This is a genomic window from Thermosipho melanesiensis BI429 (assembly GCF_000016905.1).
GTDB classification, from domain to species: Bacteria; Thermotogota; Thermotogae; order Thermotogales; family Fervidobacteriaceae; genus Thermosipho; species Thermosipho melanesiensis.
The window spans coordinates 1,885,209-1,902,999 of sequence record NC_009616.1 but is presented as its reverse complement, the minus strand read 5'-3'; the positions used below and the strand labels follow the sequence as shown (position 1 = coordinate 1,902,999).

The window sequence follows — 17,791 nt, the reverse complement described above, 5'->3', positions numbered from 1 at the left end:
ATGGAGTTAAAAGAATTTAAAGAGTTTAGAGAAAAAATGAATGAAAAAATCTTGGAATCTGGTACTTTAAATACAAAAAGGTTTTTTAATTTAGATGGTAATGTTTACAAAAATGGTGCTTTGGATAGTAAAACTAAAGAATTATTAGGATTAGTTGCATCTATGGTGTTGAGGTGTGACGATTGTATAACTTATCATATTATAAAATGTGTAGAAAATGGAGTACGTGATGAAGAATTCTTTGAAGCTTTTGATGTGGCTTTAATTGTTGGTGGTTCTATAGTTATTCCACACCTTAGACGTGCGGTAAGTACATTGCAAGAAATTAGGGAGATGCAAAAAAATGAGGGAACTATTTCTTTTTGATGGTACGGGATTGGTATATAGAGCATTTTATGCAATAGATCAATTCTTAAAAACTTCTACTGGAATGCATACAAATGCATTGTATGGAATTGCAAAGATGTTAATAAAGTTTTTAAAAGAGCATGTTAATATGGAAAAAGATGCTTGTGCTTTTATTTTGGATTCCAAAGGTGGAAGTAAAAAAAGAAAGGAGATTTTAAAAGATTATAAATCAAATAGACCAGAAACACCAGATCTTATATTAGAGCAACTGCCATACATTGAAGAATTTGTTGATGCATTTGGTGTGAAGGTTTTAAAGTTATTGGGATATGAGGCAGATGATATAATTGCAACTATTGCAAAAAGGTTCTGCAATGCCTTTGAGAAGGTGAATATAATCACTGGTGATAAAGACTTATTGCAACTTGTTGATGAAAAGGTTTATGTTTGGCGAATAGAAAGGGGTATTACTGAGTTAGTATTGTACGATAGAAAAAAGGTTTTTGAAAAATATGGAGTTTTTCCCGAGCAATTTGGTGATTATCTTTCACTTGTGGGTGATCAAATCGATAACATTCCTGGAGTTAAAGGTATTGGGAAAAAGACAGCTGTTTCGCTACTTAAAAAGTACGGAACAATTGATGAGGTTTTGAAAAATAAAAAATTACTTACAGAAAAGTTGCAAAAATTATTAGAAAATGCAACCGAGAGCTTAGAAAAAAGTAGACAATTAGTTCAACTTATATACGATGTTCCTTTAGACGTAAACATCGAAGATTTAATATACAAAGGTTATGATTCAAAAAAGCTTTTAGTTGTGTTGAAAAAATATGAATTTTCTTCTATTATAAAAGAATTAGGTTTAAAAGAAGAGTTTGAAAAAAAGTATACAATAGTCAATTCTGAGAAGGAATTATCTAAGTTGAGAAAAAGAATTGATGAAGTTAAAACTTTTTCCATAGATACGGAAACAACCTCACTTGATCCATTTAGTGCAAAACTTGTAGGTGTTTCTATTTCTACTAATGAGGGTGAAGCGTATTATATTCCCATTTCACATGTAAGTGAGAATAATTTAACTAAAGAAATAGTTTTAAAATTTTTAAAGGAAATTTTGGAATGTGAAAGATATAATATAGTTGGACAGAATTTAAAATTTGATTATAAGGTATTTATGGTAAATGGAATTGAACCACAAATTCCACACTTTGATACAATGGTTGCAGCATATCTTATCAATCCGGAAGAGAGAAGGTACAACCTTGAAGAGTTAGCTTTAAAGTATCTGGGGTATAAAATGATAAGTTTTGAGGAGTTAGTAGACAACAATATGCCATTGTTTGGTAACGATTTTTCTTTTATCTCAATAGAAAAAGCTGCGGAGTATTCTTGTGAGGATGTAGATATTACATTCAGACTTTATAGCTATTTGAGTAAGTACATAGGTGAAATGAAAGAACTCTTTTACAATATAGAGATGCCATTAATAAATGTTTTGGCTCAGATGGAGTTGAACGGGGTTTATTTTGATGTTGATTATTTAAAAGAGTTATCTAAAAGATATGAAGAAGAAATGAAAAAGTTGGAAGAAAAAATATTTGAAATTTCTGGTGAACAGTTTAATATAAATTCTTCAAAACAAGTTGCGGAAATACTTTTTGAGAAATTGAAACTTCCTATAGTTAAAAAAACAGCAACTGGTAGAAATTCAACAAATGCGGAAGTTTTAGAGGAACTTGCTAAAGATTATGAAATCGCGCGATTAATCCTGGAATACAGAAAATTTCAAAAGTTAAAAAGTACGTACGTAGATTCTATACCTAGTAGTGTTAATATCACAACAAATAGAGTACATTCTAGTTTTCATCAAACAGGTACTTCGACTGGGAGGTTGAGTAGTTCAGCTCCAAATCTTCAAAATTTGCCTACTAGGAGTGAAGAAGGGAAAGAAATTAGACATGCTGTTAAACCTCAATTTGAAAATTGGTATATTGTTGGAGCAGATTATTCTCAAATAGAATTGAGAGTGTTAGCACATATGAGCGAGGATGAAAAATTGTTAGATGCATTTGAAAATGATTATGATATACATACAATTACTGCTTCGAAGATATTTAATGTATCTGAATTAATGGTTACTGAAGATATGAGAAGAATAGGTAAAATGATTAATTTTGCAATAATTTATGGTATTTCGCCATATGGTCTTTCAAGACGAATAGGATTAAATGTGAATGAAACAAAAAAGATAATAGATAATTATTTTAAATATTATCAAGGTGTATTTGAATTTATTAAGAAAACAATAGATTTTGCTAAAAAAAATGGTTTTGTAAAAACCTTGTTTGGAAGGAAGAGGTTTATTCCACAGCTTAAGTTAAAAAATAAAAATTTAATTCAAGAGGGAGAGAGAATTGCTATAAACACTCCTGTACAAGGAACTGCCGCTGACATTATTAAAATTGCAATGGTAAAGGTTCATAATGAGTTAAAAAGGAATAGTTTGAAAACAAAACTGATTTTACAAGTTCATGATGAACTGGTATTTGAGGTACCTTTTGACGAATTACAGATTGTAAAGGAGATAATAAAAGATAAAATGGAGAATGCTGTTAAGCTAAAAGTTCCATTAAAAGTGGATTTATATGAAGGAAGAGAGTGGGAGTGATGAGGGAGTTTAAGGATTTGATTGAATTAAATGAATATGTAACCAGGGTAATAGATTCTACGGGCCTTACAAGTGAAACATTTAGATTTTATGCCGATGTTGTAAGAGCAAATATACATTCTAGTGGATTATATATTGATGTTTCACAAACGTATCCAGTTAGAAATGGAACGAGGAATATCGAAATTACTGTATATATTCCAAAGTACATGTATCCTAGAATGTTAGCTGCCATTGGATTAAGAAATGCAAAGGGATTAGTGGGGAAAAAGTGGATTTTTCAAGGAAAATTATCCTTTTATAAAGATAGGATGAGTTTTACGTTTTTTGCAGACACAATAGCACCTGTTGGAGAGTCTGAAATAGAAAAAAGAAAAAAAGAAATTTTAAGAGAATTAAAGTTGAGGAATTTACTAATGCTTGAAAAGCATGATTTGTCTGAGCTTCCACCAATAAAAAAGATTGCGGTAATTTCTTCTAAAACAGCAGCTGGATATGAGGATTTTTTAAAAAATTTGAAAGTTGGGTATCTTTACCAACCAATAGTTCATCTTTATGAATCACCTATGCAAGGTGCTAATACTGCTGCGGGAATTATTTTAGCATTGGAGAGAATAAAAAGATCCAACATTGATTATAATGTTGTTGTAATAGCAAGGGGTGGTGGTGCAAAGAGTGATTTAATGTATTTTGACGATTTAGCTCTTGGTGTAGAAATTGCTAATTTTAATAATTATTGTCCTGTTTTATCTGGAATTGGTCATGAACGAGATTTTACAATACCGGACTACGTTGCTTGGAAACGATTTGCAACTCCAACGGAAGTAGCTAGGGCAATTTCTAGACAAATAGATGATAATGTGAGACAAATAGATGATAATTGGAATGATTTGAAGCTTTTAATGATGAATATTTTGAAAAATATAAGTACTTTGCTAAATACTCAATTAGTTGATTATATTAACAAAACTCTCAAAGTAACTTTTTTAGGTTATGAAGATTTATTTGAAAATTATTATGAAAATTTAAAAAATCATTTAAATTATATTTTTGAATTTTCAAGTAGAAAAATATCTGAAGACTTTTTGAGTTTTATTTCTCAGAGAATGGAGGGTAATTTAAATGCAAAAAAGGGAGAATTAATAGGTTATGCTAAGTTGATAGAAAAAGATTTTGCATTGAAAATTTCAAATAAAGAAGCATTGTTAAATCAAATTTTTCAGGAATTGCTGAAAAAAGAAGAGCTTGCGCCGCTATTGTTTGGTGGTGCAATTGTTATGAAAGGTAGAAAAAAGATTAGTAGCGTAAGAAAATTGAGAATGGGAGAAAAGATTGAAATATACTTGAAAGATGGGAAGATAAATGCAAAAATATCTAATGAAAAAAAGAAAAAGAAGGAGGAATTATATGGAGGACATACTCTCTTTAGAAGTTGAAGAAATGGAGAAGTTAGAATTTAATGAGCTTATTGAAAAAATAGAAAGGATAAAAAGTTATTTTCATCAGAATGATGTGGATATAGAAATTGCTTTAAAATTGTATGGGAAAGCAGTGGACTTGCTTTCTATTGCCAGAAAAAAGCTTATTAACTTTAAAAATGAAAAAGAAGAAATAGATAGAAGATATAAAGAATTTTTGGAGAGTTTGGAAAATGAGAATGAAGAGCAGTTATTCTAAAGTCTGGGAGATTTTCATAAAGTTTTTCGTAACTTCTGCTTTAACGTTGGGCGGAGGTTATGCAATGGTTCCTGTATTTAAGAAAAAATTTTCAAAATATATAGATGAAGAAAAATTTTCCACAATTTTATCTTTGGCGCAGTCTATGCCAGGTCCTATTGCAATTAATATAGCTATTTTAATTGGCGAAGAGTTGTTAGGGATATGGGGAATAATTTCTGCGGTATTTGGTGTATTACTTCCTCCAGTTTGGGTCGTCGTATTAGCAGGGACTATAGTTGGAAAATATTCTCAAGTTCTTCATCCATTTTTTAGTGGAATTTATGGATCTATTTTAGGACTTGTTTTAGGTGTTGTCTATTCAATGGTAAAATTGCAAAAGTGGGATATTCTTAAAATTTTGATTTTAGTTATATCTGTTATATTAGCATATTTTTTTAAAAATTTTACTATTCCAATATTTATATTTTTAGTGTGGTGGTATTATGTTAGAGGATATAATAGAGATTTTAGAAGAAGGTAATGTTGTAGCACTTACTGGAGCGGGTATAAGTACAAGTAGTGGGATTCCAGATTTTAGAAGTGAAGATGGTTTATATAAAGAATACGGGTATGAATTGTTTAGCTACGAGTTTTTCAAAAATCATCCCGATATATTTTATGAATATATTAAAAAAGAATTTCCGAAAATGTACAAAGCAAATTACAATATGTCACATAAACTTTTGGCAGAGCTTGAAGAAATGGGATATTTACTTGGAGTTATTACTCAAAATATTGATGACCTGCATAATAAAGCAGGGTCAAGAAATGTTATAGAATTACATGGTAATGCTACTCATTTTTATTGTGAAGAATGTGAAAGAAAATATTCCTTTCCAAAAGAATATATTTGTAGTTGTGGAGGATTAATAAGACCAGATATTGTGTTTTTTGGTGAGCCTGTCAATGATATAGACAGGGTCTTTGAACTACTTGATAAGGCTGAAACTTTGTTAGTTATGGGAACTTCTCTGCAGGTCTATCCCGCATCAAATTTTCCTGTTTATGTTAAGGAAAGAGGAGGAATTTTAATTATTGTAAATAGAGAGGAGACCCAATACGATAATTTTGCGGATTTTGTTTTACATATGAATGTTGAAGAATTTTCAAAAAAAGTCTTGAAGTACTTTGAGGAGGAGTTTGATTGAAGAAGTTTTCTCTTTTGCTTTTGTTAATAGTTTCGCTCTTTTTTTCTAACACACTATATGAATACAAATACAAGGGGGTTGTGATTTTTAGAAGTTTGGATATAAATATTAACCCCTTTTTTGAATATAGTGAGGTAAAAAAAAGGAAATGGAAGCCTTTTGCACCAAAGTTAATAAAAATAAAGGATGGAAGGAAAAAACTTATTTTAATTCACGGAATTTCTCCTAGGGAAATTGATGAAGAAATAGATTTTTACAAGGAAAATATGATTAATGCATTTAAAGAAGAATGTCCAGAAGATGTTGGGATTTACTTTTTTCTTTATCCTAGTTTGAATGTTCCACTTGAGGAGACAGCTAAAAAATTAGTTGAGCTTACAAAGAATTTTGATAATTTTTATGTCTATGCCCATAGCATGGGTGGGCTTTTATTAAGATATGCTTTACAATATGTGAATTTTTCTAAAAAGGTTAATATGATAGTATTTGCAGGAACACCACATTTAGGTTCACCACTTGCTCAGTTGTGTATGGTAGATGGGAATTATTTTAAGATTTTTCAAAATAGAAAAATTGAATTGATTAAAGTCGCATTGGTTATGGCAAATTTTTTTAAAGGATATATTGTGGCTCCAAACTATAAATACCTTTTTTTTGGAAATAGTTATCTAGAAATTCCTGATGGGGTTAAGGTAGTAAATTTTGTTGGACATCTTGATTTTTCTATTAGCGATTTTGATAAAATATTAGATACTAATATTCCAAGTTTCATTGGCTTGTATTTTTTAAAATATGTTATGGATAACTTTTTCCCAGAAAATTCTGTTTTTTTGGAAAATGATGGAATGGTTCCTGTAGTAAGTGCACAAGCGTGTGGGGAAACAAATGTTTATTTTAAAGCAACTCATGCGGATTTAGCTATGAGGCGTGATATAATTAAAAAAGTATTTGAAGTGTTTGGACTGTAGGAGGGATAATGTGAAAAAAACTGTTTTTTTATTTGTTCTTTTAGTGTTTCTTATTTCAAGTTGTGGTTTGCTTTTTAAGACACCGTCGTTACCAGGAAGTTTTTCCTTGAAAAGTGCTTTACTTATATTAGATGGTTTTCAATATCCACTAACAAGTGTTGTTAAGGTCAATGAAGTTTATGGTGCGAAACTTGGAAATGGTATTTGCGGTATGTTTGAAAACTTTAATGGTACATTTTATGTTTTTAAATACGTAAGTAGTAATGTTGCAAAGAGTAATTGGAAAAATTTTAGAAAGCAAGTTGGTGGGCCATTAAAAATTAATTATTTAACTTATAGTTGGCTTGATAGGGGATATTTTCAAGTGAAATATAAATCTATTGATATTATTTCATGGTGGAAAGATAATTGGTTATTTATTATCACTGGAAAAGACGCAAAGGAATTTTTTAATTACATAAATGAAGTATATGGGGAGATAAAATGATTGTTGCAGGTGTGGATGAAGCAGGAAGAGGTCCTTTGTTTGGTCCGGTAGTTGCATCTGCAGTTGTCTTAAAAAAAGAAATTTATGGAATTACTGATTCTAAAAAGTTGACCTTAAAGCAAAGAGAAGAGTTGTTTATGGAAATAATAAGAAATTCGTATTTTGGAATAGGATTTGCTAGTTCTTCGGAAATAGATAAGCTAAATATTTTGCATGCTACTGAACTTGCTATGAATAGAGCTTTGGCAATGCTTGAACGAAAAATTAGGTTTGATATGGTATTAGTTGACGGAAAAAATTTAAAATTAGATTATAAATCTAAGTGTATAGTGAAAGGAGATGTGTTGATAAAAGAAATTTCTGCCGCTTCAATAATTGCGAAGGTGGTACGTGATAAGATAATGACTTTTTATTCTAAAAAATTTTCTAATTATGCACTTGAAAAACACAAAGGTTATCCAACAAAGGATCATATAAAGCTAATTGAAAAATATGGTTTAACACCGGAACATAGATTAACTTTTAAACCGATTACAAAAATGTTGTCAATTAATAAACTTGAAGAATGGTATAAAAGTGATATTATAGATGAAGAGAGATATAAAAAGATTATAGAGAAATTGGGGGTGCCTTTGTTTGGAGTTTAAAGTATTAGATAAGGGATTTTTGAGGTTAGTTGATATTTTAGGAGATGATTATTCAGCAGTAAAAGCTGCAAGGGTTTCTTATGGAAAGGGTATTAAAACACCTGAAAAGGATAAAAATTTGATTTTTTATCTTATGGAGCATAAACATGAAACCCCTTTTGAGCATATTGTTTTTACTTTTCATGTTAAGACGCCTATTTTTGTTGCAAGACAATGGTTTAGACATAGAATTGGTTCTTTTAATGAAGCAAGTTTGAGATATACAGAGTTAAAAGATGAGTTTTATTTACCTGATCATATTAGAAAAAACATAGTTGAGGATAAGCAGAAAGCGGTACGAGTTGAAGAGCTCAAACTAAAAGAACAAGCCTTAGAATTGATATATAATTCAATTGAAGATTCGTACAAAGTTTACCGTAAATTGTTGGAGTTAGGAGTTGCCAGAGAAATGGCAAGAATAGTGCTTCCTATGTCCTCATATACACAGTTTTATTGGACTGTTAATGCAAGAAGTTTAATGAATTTTTTAAATTTGAGAGCAGATTCTCATGCGCAATGGGAAATTCAACAGTATGCAATAAAAATTGCAAAGATTTTTAAAGAAAAATGTCCTTGGACTTTTGAATCATTTTTGAAGTTTAATTATAGAGGGGATATTTTAAGAGAGGTGGAATTGTGAAATTATCCGAAATTGCCAAGCATATAGATGCTGAATTTTTGGTAAATGAAAATTTAGAAGATATTGAGATAGAAAAAGTTGCAGCTTCTGATTTAATGAGCGACGTTTTGGCATTTGGTGAGGAAGGTTCTTTACTAATTACAGGACTTGCAACTCCTCAGTGTGTTAGAACCGCTGGAGTAGTTGGTATTCCAGCTGTCGTTATTGTTAGAAATAGAGAAATAATGCCAGAAACCATAAAAGTAGCTGAAATGACGGGGGTTAAACTTTTGAGAACAAAATTTGGAATGTATGAAACTTGTGGAATACTATACTCTAAGGGATTAAAACCAATTAGAAAGTTTTAAAGGAGGATTAACATGATCATTGATGTAAAACCTTTGTATGAAGATATTAAGGTAAATTTGTTGAAAAGAATTGAAAAATTAAAGAGAACACCTAAACTTGTTGCTGTTACATTCAAACCCGATCCATCAACGGTTAGTTACCTAAAAAGTCAAGAAAAAGCAGCTAAAAGATTTGGATTAGATTATGAAATTTTTGAGGGAAATAGCCCAAAAGGTGTGTTAAAAATTTTAGCAGAACTTTCACGGGATAATAATGTTAATGGTATTTTTGTTACACATCCATTGTCTCAGGTAAATGAGATGGAAATATTTGAAAATCTTGTTCCAAGTAAGGATATTGAAGGAAGACATCCGTACAATTTAGGAATGTTGGCATATGGCGAGGAGTTTTTTGCACCGTGTACCGCAGAAGCCGTTGTAAGGATTATGGAAAATGAAATAGGAATTCCAGGTAAAAATGTGGTAATAGTTGGAAGAAGTAATACAGTTGGAAAACCATTGGCAATTATGTTACTTAGGAGAGATAGAAGTGCTACTGTTACTGTATGTCACACAAAAACGAGAAATTTATCGAGTATTACAAAAGGTGCAGATGTAGTAGTAGCCGCCGCAGGAAGGCCTGGTTTAATAACGGTTGATATGGTAGAAAAAGATTCGATTATTATAGATGTTGGTATAAACGTTACAGATGAGGGGATTATAGGGGATGTGAGTAAAGATGTAGCTAATTTTGCAAAAGTTACTCCTGTGCCAGGTGGAGTGGGTAAAATTACTACAATATTATTAATGGAACATTTAGTGAAATCTGCAGAGAAAATGAATTTTTAAAATACAGGAGGTGTTTTTATGAGAAATTTTGTGTATGCTGGTGTTCCTGATCCATCAGCAGCTGGAAATACTACATCAGCTGCTCCAAGTGCAGCAAGTGGGCTATTTCAAATGTTATTTTTGTTACTTATATTCTTTGTTATGATGTATTTTTTGGTGATTTTACCGCAGAGAAAGAGAGAAAAACAATTTAAAAAGATGATTTCTCAGATTAAAAGAGGAGATACGATTATTACTTCTGGAGGAATAATTGGAAAGGTTATTGATGTAAAAAAGGATACCTTAAAAATAAAGACAAGTAATACGACAGAGCTTGAAATTTCAAAGCTTTATATATCAAAAGTAATAAAGAATAAGGAGGAAGAATAAGCAGGGGGAGGTATTTAGATGAAGGAAAATAAAGTCAGAGGAATAATAACTTTGGTAGTAATTGCACTTGCCTTCTTATCTTTACTTTGGCCATCTTCAAAAGGTTATCAAGGTGTTTTAAGTATTTTTAACAGGATAAAATTGGGTTTGGATATTAGTGGTGGTGCAAGAATAGAGTACAGAGTTGACATTGATAAGTCTGTAGAAAATCCTTCTAAAGTTGCGGAAGATGTATGGACTGTTTTGAGAAATAGACTTGATATGGCTAATTATACAGAAGCAGTGGTTAAGCAAACTTTTAGAGAAGAAAATACTTTTATTATAGTTGAAATTCCAGGGGCAACTGATACTGCGCAAGCAGAGCAATTAATTGGTTCTACGGGGTTGCTTTGGTTTGGGCAAGTTGTAGATGAAACAACGGGAAATCCCAATATAGATCCTGAATTAGTAAATGAAGCCAAAAGGGAGAAAGCACAATGGTTGCTTGATAGAGAAGGAAAGAAATGGTATCTAGTAAAAAAAGAAATTGCAAATATTTCAAATTTAAAACTTGTCTCTCCAAAAATTGTTGAAGCAATACCACAAGTTGATAGGAATAATGTAGCTGGTTATGTTGTAACATTCAAAATGGATAAAGAATACGTTGATATTTTCAGGAGGATAACGGAAAAACTTTATGTTCCTGAAGAGCTTTTAAATCAAGGGGGAGTGGCTTATTCCCAAGCAATGAAAAAAAGATTGGCAATTGTCTTGGATAATAGAGTGCAATTTGCAGGTTTTGTTACGGCAAAGATTACAGATGGGAGTGCATTGATAAAAGGGAATTTTACGTTGGATGAAGCAAAGCAATTAGCGGCTATTTTGAAGAGTGGAGCTCTTCCAGCAAGGCTTGAAAAGGTCTCATCTGGATGGGTAGCACCATTGCTTGGAAAAGATATAATTGAAGCTTCAATAAAAGCTGGAATTGTTGGAGTTGTAATAGTTTTGATTTATATGATTGTATTTTATGGTGTTATGGGAATTGTTGCAGATATTGCTTTGTTGTATAATACATTTTTGTTGTTAGGTGTACTTGCTACAACTGGTTCCATATTGACATTACCAGGTATTGCAGGTATTATTTTGACAATTGGTACAACTGTTGACGGAAATATCATTATATACGAAAGAATTAAAGAAGAAATTAGAAGAGGTAGTTCGGTAAAAGCTGCAATTTCCACGGCATTTTCAAAATCGTTTATTACGCTTTTTGACGCTAATCTTACAACTATAATTGCGGGTCTTTTCTTATATTACTTTGGAACGGGAACAGTCAAAGGTTTTGCAATTACATTGATTATAGGTGTTTTGGGTAGTTTATTTGTCAATTTAGTTGTTTCAAGATTTTTCTTAGATTTATTCTCATCTGGAATTAAGGTTAGGAGAACAAGCAAGGGAGGTGCCAGGGCATGATAGATTTCATTGGAAAGAAGAATATATTTATAGTAATTTCTCTCTTATTAATAGTGGCATCTCTAGTAAGCATTTTTTCAAAAGGTTTTAACTTAGGAGTGGAATTTTTAGGTGGTTCTGAGATTATTTTAAGCGTCCAAGATAACGTTGATGAGTCTTTTGTTAGAGAGACAATAAAGAACCTGGCACCTGAATTTGAAAGTGCAAGGGTTACACAAATAAAAAGTATTGACGATCCAAAAGGTATTACAAAGTTTTCTATTGTAGTTTCACCTCGTGATGAAAATGGAGAATTGAGGGTTTATTCTGGTGAAGAAAAGGAGCAAGTTAGTAATAAAATAGTTGAGTTATTTAAAGAAAAAGGGAAACCAGCAAAGGTAATTGGATTTAATGAAACAAGTGGGTATGCGTCTCAAGAAATCAAAAATTTAACTTGGAAGGCTGTTGTTTTTACTTTACTTGCAATTCTTTTGTACATAACTTTGAGATTCCAATTTGTTTTCGGAGTAGGTGCAGTAGTTGCTCTTATTCATGATGTTGTAATTACATTGGGATTCTTTTCTTTCTTTAATTACGAGCTTAATGTTGCTGCGATAGCTGCAGTATTAACGCTTATTGGATATTCATTAAACGATACTATAGTTGTTTACGATAGAATAAGGGAAAATTTAAAAAGAACCAGAGGTAAGAGTATAGAAAATATTGTGAACGATAGTATAAATCAAGTTATTAAGAGGACGATTAATACATCTCTTACAACATTTATTGTTATATTTGTGCTATTGTTATTCTCAGGAAATAGCATAAAGCCGTTTGCCTTTGGAATGACTATTGGAACAATTATTGGTACTTATTCATCATTGTATATAGCAAGTCCCGTTGTGATAAAATGGATAAAAAAATAAATGAGGGCTATTTAGCCCTCAATTTTCTCTAAAAGGGGTGATATTTTGGCCTACTTTCTGTATTTAGGGATTTTTTCATTAATATTTATTATATTTCTTGCATTTAGAATTTTAGAGCAGTCTTCTGGAAATGAAAAAACGACACAACTTTCCGAAATTATTCAAAAAGGTGCAAAGTCTTTTTTGTTCCAAGAATACAAAGTATTTTTTCCAGTAATTTTTATTCTAGCTGTTTTCTTTTGGATTATCATTGGGTATAAAACAAGTGTTGCACTTTTAATTGGTGCGACTTTTTCCGTTTTAGCAGGTTATTTTGGTATGTCTATTGCAACTAGAGCAAATGCAAGGACTACATGGGCAGCTACTAAAGGATTGGGAGAAGCATTAAAAATTTCCTTTTCAGGCGGAGCGGTTATGGGATTAACTGTTGTAACACTTGGCATTTTAGGTCTTGCTATTACATATTATGTTACTAAGAGTGTAGAGTTAATAAGTTACTATTCTTTAGGAGCATCTTTTGTGGCTTTGTTTGCGAGGGTTGGTGGTGGAATTTATACAAAGGCTGCAGATGTCGGAGCGGATATTGTGGGAAAAACCGAAGCAAATTTACCTGAAGATGATCCTAGAAATCCAGCAGTTATTGCCGATAACGTTGGAGATAACGTTGGAGATGTTGCGGGTATGGGTGCAGATTTATATGAATCATTTGTTGGTTCAATCTTTTCTGCAATTGTTCTTGGAAGTATATTTTTTGGCGAAAAGGGTTTTAAGTCGGTTGTATTTGTTGTGATTTTTGGATTAATATCATCGATAATTGGTATTATATACACCCTTGGAAAAGCGGTAAGATCAAATGATCCTGCTAAAACTTTGAGAATCGGTACCATTTTTTCGGGTGTTTTAACTTTGGTGTTGACATTGTTGTATAGTCTTTATGTAAATTGGTTAAATATCTTTTTTGTGGTCTTTTTTGGAGTTTTTGTAGGGTTATTAATTGGATTGATTACAGAATGGTATACATCTGGCAAAAAGGTTCAGAAATTAGCAAAAACAGGTATGATGGGGCCTGCAAATGTTATTATTAGTGGTACGGCTTTAGGAATGGAATCAACATTTGCAATTACATTGTTAATTACAATTGCAGTGATTTTTGCGTATAAACTTTTGGGATTATTTGGTGTTGCCCTGGCTGGTGTAGGAATGTTGTCAACCTTAGGGATAAGTTTGTCCGTTGATGCGTATGGTCCAATTGCAGATAATGCAGGTGGTATTGCACAAATGGCGGGTTTGGAACCAAAAGTTCGTGAGATTACAGATTCATTGGACGCAGTTGGAAATACAACTGCTGCCATGGGTAAAGGTTTTGCAATAGGTTCTGCTGCTTTAACTGCATTAGCACTATTCGCAAATTTTAGTAACCTTTCTAATATAACTTCGGTTGAACTTAGTAATCCTTATCTATTTTTAGGAGCACTTATTGGTGGAATGCTACCATTCTTTTTCTCAGCACTTACCATGCATGCGGTGGGAGATGCTGCAGATGACATGGTACGTGAGATAAGAAGACAGATAAAAGAAATTCCTGGAATTTTAACAGGAAAACAGTCTCCGGATTATCAGAAATGTATCCAGATAGCAACAAAAGGTGCATTGAAGAGAATGATTTTACCTGCAATTCTTGCAGTACTATCTCCAGTTTTAATTTATGTATCTTTTGGGGCTGTTGGTGTAGGAGGACTTTTAATAGGTGCGACGGTATCCGGTGTTATGCTTGCTATTTTTATGGCTAATTCAGGAGGAGCTTGGGATAATGCCAAGAAATTTGTTGAGGAAGGAAATTTTGGTGGTAAAGGTTCGTTTACGCATAAAGCTACTGTGGTTGGTGATACTGTTGGTGATCCGTACAAAGACACTTCTGGTCCTTCCATCAATATTTTAATCAAATTGATGGCAATTACCTCTATAGTCTTAATGACAATTGTAAGGGGGTTATAGCATGAAGAGAATTGGGGTTTTGTGTGTGGGTAATGACTCTCCTGGGATAAATTCTGCAATTCGTGCAGCTGTTGTAAAAGGTTTGGATTTAGATATTGAAGTAATGGGAATTCGAGATGGTTTTGAGGGATTTTTAAAGGATAATTTAGATGTTCTACTAAGGCCTAACGTTTCAAATATTCTCCATCAAGGTGGAACAATGTTAGGAACATCACTTTTTGTTCCAGAAGGAGAAGAACTTAATAGGGTGAAAGAAAAAGTTGAACAATATGGAATTTCCACGTTATTGATCATTGGCGGAAGATTGGCTGCAAGGTCTGCTATTAATTTGATGAAAATCGGTATTCCATCGATAATTATTCCTGCAACTATTGATAATGATCTTTCGTTTACAGATTTTTCTATTGGTTTTTTTACGGCAATTGAAAATGTAAAGAATGCCTTGGATGTTTTACATTCAACAGCCGAATCTCACCATAGGGTAATGTTAGTTGAAACGATGGGAAAACCGAGCGGTTGGATTGCCGTAATAGGAGGTTTGGCTGGTGGAGCAGATTATATAATTTCTTCAGCTGAAAAGCCTAATTTTGATGAGCTAATTGAAATTATTCGAAAGAGATATGAGGGGAAGAAAAGATTTTCTTTGGTAGTTGTAGAATCTGGAGTTGAGATTCCTGAAGAGATTAAGAAGGAATGCAAAGTTTCAGAAAAGGAAAGTTCTGCGATAATCGTTGGAAGGTATATAGAGAAACATCTTAAAGAATTGGGAATAGAGTGGAGATATACAAATTTAGGATATTTACAAAGAGGTGGATCACCAAGTGCAATGGATAGGATAATAGCAACACAGATGGCATCTCATGCAGTGGAAATGGTAAAAATGGGAAAGGTTTATCACGCTGTAGGTGTAAAGGGTTTTTCAATTACCGAAATTCCATATTCCGATACAATTGTTAATTATAGACCGGTAGATTACTATTTGAAAGAACTTACAAAATTATTCTATTAAGGTGGTAATATGATAGTATTCATGAGTGACTGGGGTAATACTCACTATGTGGGAATTTGTAAAGGGGTTATGAGAAAGATTACAACTAATGAAATTGTAGATCTAACACATCAGATAAGCTCTTTTAATGTGCGAGAGGCCATGTATATCCTTTCGCGTTCCTTTAGACATTTTCCAAAGGGGACAGTGTTTCTTTGCGTAGTTGATCATGGGGTTGGGAGTTCTAGAAAAGCAATTGCAGCTAGAACGGAAAATTACTTTTTTGTCGGACCAGATAATGGGCTGTTTACTTTGGTTTTTGAAGAGGAAAAACCTTTAGAAATAAGGGAACTAACCAACAAATCATACCATTATGGAAATTCTGAGACATTTCATGGAAGAGATATTTTTTCTCCGGCTGCTGCATACATTACTAAAGGATTTTTTGAAGAATTAGGAACACAGTTATTTAATTATGCTACATTGCCATTTTTCAAAGCCAAAAAGGAAAAAGATAAGATTTTTGGTGAAGTAGCATATATTGATAAATTTGGAAATATTGAGACGAATATACCTTTTGATTGGATTAAAGGATACGAAAAGGTTAAGATTTGTATAAAAAGAAAGTTGATAAGTTTACCAGTACTAAGTTACTATTCAGAAATTGATAAAGGCCAGCTGTTAATTCACAATGATAGTACGGGGTTTGTTGAAATAGCAGCAAATCAATCAAATGCTTCAAAGATTTTATCTTTAAAACCTGGAGATAAGTTGGAGTTGAGAGTATAGTTATAAAGAATCTAGAAGTTTATTATGGAAATAATAAAGTTTTGGAAAATGTAAATACCATTTTTCACAAAAATGAATTAGTATTGTTGTTGGGGCATAATGGTAGTGGAAAGTCAACATTGCTAAAAGCAATGGCTGGTTTAGTTAATTTCAGCGGAGAGATAAATACGGAAAATAATTTACCTCATTACCTTTTAACCGGATATGTTTTTCAAAACCCGGAAACTCAAATTATTGGAAGTACTGTATGGGAGGATGTTATTTTTGGACTTGAAAATTTGGGATTGAAAAAAGAGGAAATTAAAAAAAGAGCAATGGAAATTTTAAAAATAACTGGTTTACTAGAATTCAAAGATATAGAACCACATAATTTATCTGGAGGGCAGAAACAAAAGCTTGCAATTTCATCAATTTTAGTTATGAAACCGGACTATTTGTTGTTAGATGAGCCTCTTACAATGTTGGATAAAAATGATAGAAAAGTTATTAAAGAGCTTATTGGTAACTTAAAAAAAATAGGGTTGGGAATAATAATTGCAACTCATTTGCCTGAAGCTTTTTTAGATATATCAGATAGAGTGATAATTATGGATAGAGGAAATATTGTAAAAGATAGTAGGAAGGTTTTTGAAACAGTTAGGTTATATATTAATGAGGTGGAGAGTCATGATTGAGAAGGTAATTAAGGAATATTCAGGATTTTCTATAGCAATTGTTGGGGATAATAATAGTTATCTTAAGAAGAAGATTTTTGATATGGTTATCGATGTTGCAAATGGTGATATTCAAAGATATTTGGTTATAGAACAAAGCAATATTAAAATTGATGATGTAAGAAAAATACAAGAATTTTTATCTTTTTCTGTAGATTCTGGAAAAAAAATAGTTGTGTTATTTGATGCTGAAAAAATGCTTCCTGAAGCAGAAAATTCTATGCTAAAGATTTTAGAAGAGCCTCCTGAATATGCTTTGATTATCCTTGTTACTACGAGTTGGAATTCCCTTTATCCAACTATTAGAAGTAGGTTACAAAAGTTTGTTTTAAATGTTCCAAAAGATAGGATAAGAGAACTTGAAAGTGTGATTCAAAGAAAGTTATATTTGGAATTTCCAGATGATTTTGAGAAAATTAAAAATTTAGATTTTGAAATGGTTGAAGATGGAAAAACTTCAGATTATTACTATAGCTTATATGTAAAGTTAAAGGAAGCGCTTTTAGAAAAAGAAAAATTTTTGGGTTTTTTAGGAGAAATTTCGAAAATAAAAGATTTTGAGTTTTTAAAATTGCTATCAAAAATTTCTCTTTGGATTTGTGAGGAATTCGAAGTTGACTATAGTGTTGCGAAGGAAATATCTAGAATTTTATCATCAAAAGTAGCAAATTATAATTATGAATTAACGTATTACTTTATATTATTAAGTTTAAAAGATGCTATTAAAAAAGATTAGATTTA

20 protein-coding genes are annotated in these 17,791 nt (G+C 31.8%); all 20 read left to right on the top strand.

What is annotated here, in order from left to right:
* The 20 genes from TMEL_RS09795 to TMEL_RS09700 are packed head-to-tail and all read left to right on the top strand — an operon-like array spanning position 1 to position 17,786.
* The gene (locus TMEL_RS09795) at positions 1–366 is read left to right on the top strand and encodes a carboxymuconolactone decarboxylase family protein (RefSeq protein ID WP_012058108.1); all 366 of its coding nucleotides are present in this window, start codon (positions 1–3) and stop codon (positions 364–366) included.
* Positions 344–3,016: a DNA polymerase I gene (polA, locus tag TMEL_RS09790; protein WP_012058107.1), complete on the top strand. Its 2,673-nt coding sequence runs from the start codon at positions 344–346 to the stop codon at positions 3,014–3,016. The genes TMEL_RS09795 and polA overlap by 23 nt, the downstream gene beginning before the upstream one ends.
* Before the next feature lie 17 nt (positions 3,017–3,033).
* Positions 3,034–4,452 carry an exodeoxyribonuclease VII large subunit gene (gene xseA / locus TMEL_RS09785; protein WP_231109744.1) on the top strand — a complete coding sequence of 473 codons (1,419 nt, stop codon included), beginning with the start codon at positions 3,034–3,036 and terminating at the stop codon, positions 4,450–4,452.
* Positions 4,424–4,693 (top strand): exodeoxyribonuclease VII, encoded by a 270-nt coding sequence (locus TMEL_RS09780; protein WP_041426134.1) that lies wholly within the window; start codon positions 4,424–4,426, stop codon positions 4,691–4,693. The genes xseA and TMEL_RS09780 overlap by 29 nt, the downstream gene beginning before the upstream one ends.
* Positions 4,668–5,216: a chromate transporter gene (locus tag TMEL_RS09775; protein WP_231109743.1), complete on the top strand. Its 549-nt coding sequence runs from the start codon at positions 4,668–4,670 to the stop codon at positions 5,214–5,216. The genes TMEL_RS09780 and TMEL_RS09775 overlap by 26 nt, the downstream gene beginning before the upstream one ends.
* Positions 5,179–5,883, top strand: a complete 705-nt coding sequence (locus TMEL_RS09770; protein ID WP_012058103.1) for an SIR2 family NAD-dependent protein deacylase — start codon at positions 5,179–5,181, stop codon at positions 5,881–5,883. Before TMEL_RS09775 ends, TMEL_RS09770 begins: the two co-directional genes overlap by 38 nt.
* Positions 5,880–6,851 carry a lipase family alpha/beta hydrolase gene (locus TMEL_RS09765; RefSeq protein ID WP_041426133.1) on the top strand — a complete coding sequence of 324 codons (972 nt, stop codon included), beginning with the start codon at positions 5,880–5,882 and terminating at the stop codon, positions 6,849–6,851. Before TMEL_RS09770 ends, TMEL_RS09765 begins: the two co-directional genes overlap by 4 nt.
* 10 nt (positions 6,852–6,861) lie before the next feature.
* Complete coding sequence (locus TMEL_RS09760) at positions 6,862–7,338, top strand: DUF3242 domain-containing protein (protein WP_012058101.1); 477 nt, start codon at positions 6,862–6,864, stop codon at positions 7,336–7,338.
* A complete protein-coding gene (locus tag TMEL_RS09755) occupies positions 7,335–7,985 on the top strand; it encodes a ribonuclease HII (protein ID WP_012058100.1) in 651 nt (216 codons plus the stop codon). Before TMEL_RS09760 ends, TMEL_RS09755 begins: the two co-directional genes overlap by 4 nt.
* Complete coding sequence (gene thyX / locus TMEL_RS09750) at positions 7,975–8,664, top strand: FAD-dependent thymidylate synthase (protein ID WP_012058099.1); 690 nt, start codon at positions 7,975–7,977, stop codon at positions 8,662–8,664. Before TMEL_RS09755 ends, thyX begins: the two co-directional genes overlap by 11 nt.
* Positions 8,661–9,011, top strand: coding sequence for a hypothetical protein (locus tag TMEL_RS09745; RefSeq protein WP_012058098.1), 351 nt, complete (start codon positions 8,661–8,663; stop codon positions 9,009–9,011). The genes thyX and TMEL_RS09745 overlap by 4 nt, the downstream gene beginning before the upstream one ends.
* A 12-nt stretch (positions 9,012–9,023) precedes the next feature.
* Positions 9,024–9,839, top strand: coding sequence for a bifunctional 5,10-methylenetetrahydrofolate dehydrogenase/5,10-methenyltetrahydrofolate cyclohydrolase (locus tag TMEL_RS09740; RefSeq protein WP_012058097.1), 816 nt, complete (start codon positions 9,024–9,026; stop codon positions 9,837–9,839).
* Positions 9,840–9,857: 18 nt separating this feature from the next.
* On the top strand, positions 9,858–10,208 hold the full coding sequence (yajC, locus tag TMEL_RS09735; protein ID WP_012058096.1) for a preprotein translocase subunit YajC: 351 nt from the start codon (positions 9,858–9,860) through the stop codon (positions 10,206–10,208).
* Positions 10,209–10,226: 18 nt separating this feature from the next.
* On the top strand, positions 10,227–11,660 hold the full coding sequence (gene secD / locus TMEL_RS09730; RefSeq protein WP_012058095.1) for a protein translocase subunit SecD: 1,434 nt from the start codon (positions 10,227–10,229) through the stop codon (positions 11,658–11,660).
* Positions 11,657–12,565, top strand: a complete 909-nt coding sequence (gene secF / locus TMEL_RS09725) for a protein translocase subunit SecF (RefSeq protein WP_012058094.1) — start codon at positions 11,657–11,659, stop codon at positions 12,563–12,565. The genes secD and secF overlap by 4 nt, the downstream gene beginning before the upstream one ends.
* 57 nt (positions 12,566–12,622) lie before the next feature.
* Positions 12,623–14,560 carry a sodium-translocating pyrophosphatase gene (locus TMEL_RS09720; protein ID WP_041426285.1) on the top strand — a complete coding sequence of 646 codons (1,938 nt, stop codon included), beginning with the start codon at positions 12,623–12,625 and terminating at the stop codon, positions 14,558–14,560.
* 1 nt (position 14,561) lies between these two features.
* Entirely contained in the window at positions 14,562–15,569 is a 1,008-nt protein-coding gene (locus TMEL_RS09715; protein ID WP_012058092.1) for a 6-phosphofructokinase, read from the top strand.
* A gap of 9 nt (positions 15,570–15,578) precedes the next feature.
* Positions 15,579–16,337, top strand: a complete 759-nt coding sequence (locus TMEL_RS09710) for an SAM hydrolase/SAM-dependent halogenase family protein (protein ID WP_012058091.1) — start codon at positions 15,579–15,581, stop codon at positions 16,335–16,337.
* Positions 16,338–16,378: 41 nt separating this feature from the next.
* The gene (locus TMEL_RS09705) at positions 16,379–17,011 is read left to right on the top strand and encodes an energy-coupling factor ABC transporter ATP-binding protein (protein ID WP_012058090.1); all 633 of its coding nucleotides are present in this window, start codon (positions 16,379–16,381) and stop codon (positions 17,009–17,011) included.
* A complete protein-coding gene (locus TMEL_RS09700) occupies positions 17,004–17,786 on the top strand; it encodes a hypothetical protein (RefSeq protein WP_012058089.1) in 783 nt (260 codons plus the stop codon). The genes TMEL_RS09705 and TMEL_RS09700 overlap by 8 nt, the downstream gene beginning before the upstream one ends.
* Positions 17,787–17,791: the final 5 nt, after the last annotated feature.

Bases quoted from the DNA above. Each gene is read 5' to 3' on its own strand.
- TMEL_RS09770 (WP_012058103.1), top strand. From the start codon at position 5,179: ATGTTAGAGGATATAATAGAGATTTTAGAAGAAGGTAATGTTGTAGCA.
- TMEL_RS09795 (WP_012058108.1), top strand. From the start codon at position 1: ATGGAGTTAAAAGAATTTAAAGAGTTTAGAGAAAAAATGAATGAAAAA.
- secF (WP_012058094.1), top strand. From the start codon at position 11,657: ATGATAGATTTCATTGGAAAGAAGAATATATTTATAGTAATTTCTCTC.
- secD (WP_012058095.1), top strand. From the start codon at position 10,227: ATGAAGGAAAATAAAGTCAGAGGAATAATAACTTTGGTAGTAATTGCA.
- yajC (WP_012058096.1), top strand. From the start codon at position 9,858: ATGAGAAATTTTGTGTATGCTGGTGTTCCTGATCCATCAGCAGCTGGA.
- TMEL_RS09740 (WP_012058097.1), top strand. From the start codon at position 9,024: ATGATCATTGATGTAAAACCTTTGTATGAAGATATTAAGGTAAATTTG.
- TMEL_RS09755 (WP_012058100.1), top strand. From the start codon at position 7,335: ATGATTGTTGCAGGTGTGGATGAAGCAGGAAGAGGTCCTTTGTTTGGT.
- TMEL_RS09780 (WP_041426134.1), top strand. From the start codon at position 4,424: ATGGAGGACATACTCTCTTTAGAAGTTGAAGAAATGGAGAAGTTAGAA.
- TMEL_RS09700 (WP_012058089.1), top strand. From the start codon at position 17,004: ATGATTGAGAAGGTAATTAAGGAATATTCAGGATTTTCTATAGCAATT.
- TMEL_RS09775 (WP_231109743.1), top strand. From the start codon at position 4,668: ATGAGAATGAAGAGCAGTTATTCTAAAGTCTGGGAGATTTTCATAAAG.
- TMEL_RS09710 (WP_012058091.1), top strand. From the start codon at position 15,579: ATGATAGTATTCATGAGTGACTGGGGTAATACTCACTATGTGGGAATT.
- polA (WP_012058107.1), top strand. From the start codon at position 344: ATGAGGGAACTATTTCTTTTTGATGGTACGGGATTGGTATATAGAGCA.
- TMEL_RS09715 (WP_012058092.1), top strand. From the start codon at position 14,562: ATGAAGAGAATTGGGGTTTTGTGTGTGGGTAATGACTCTCCTGGGATA.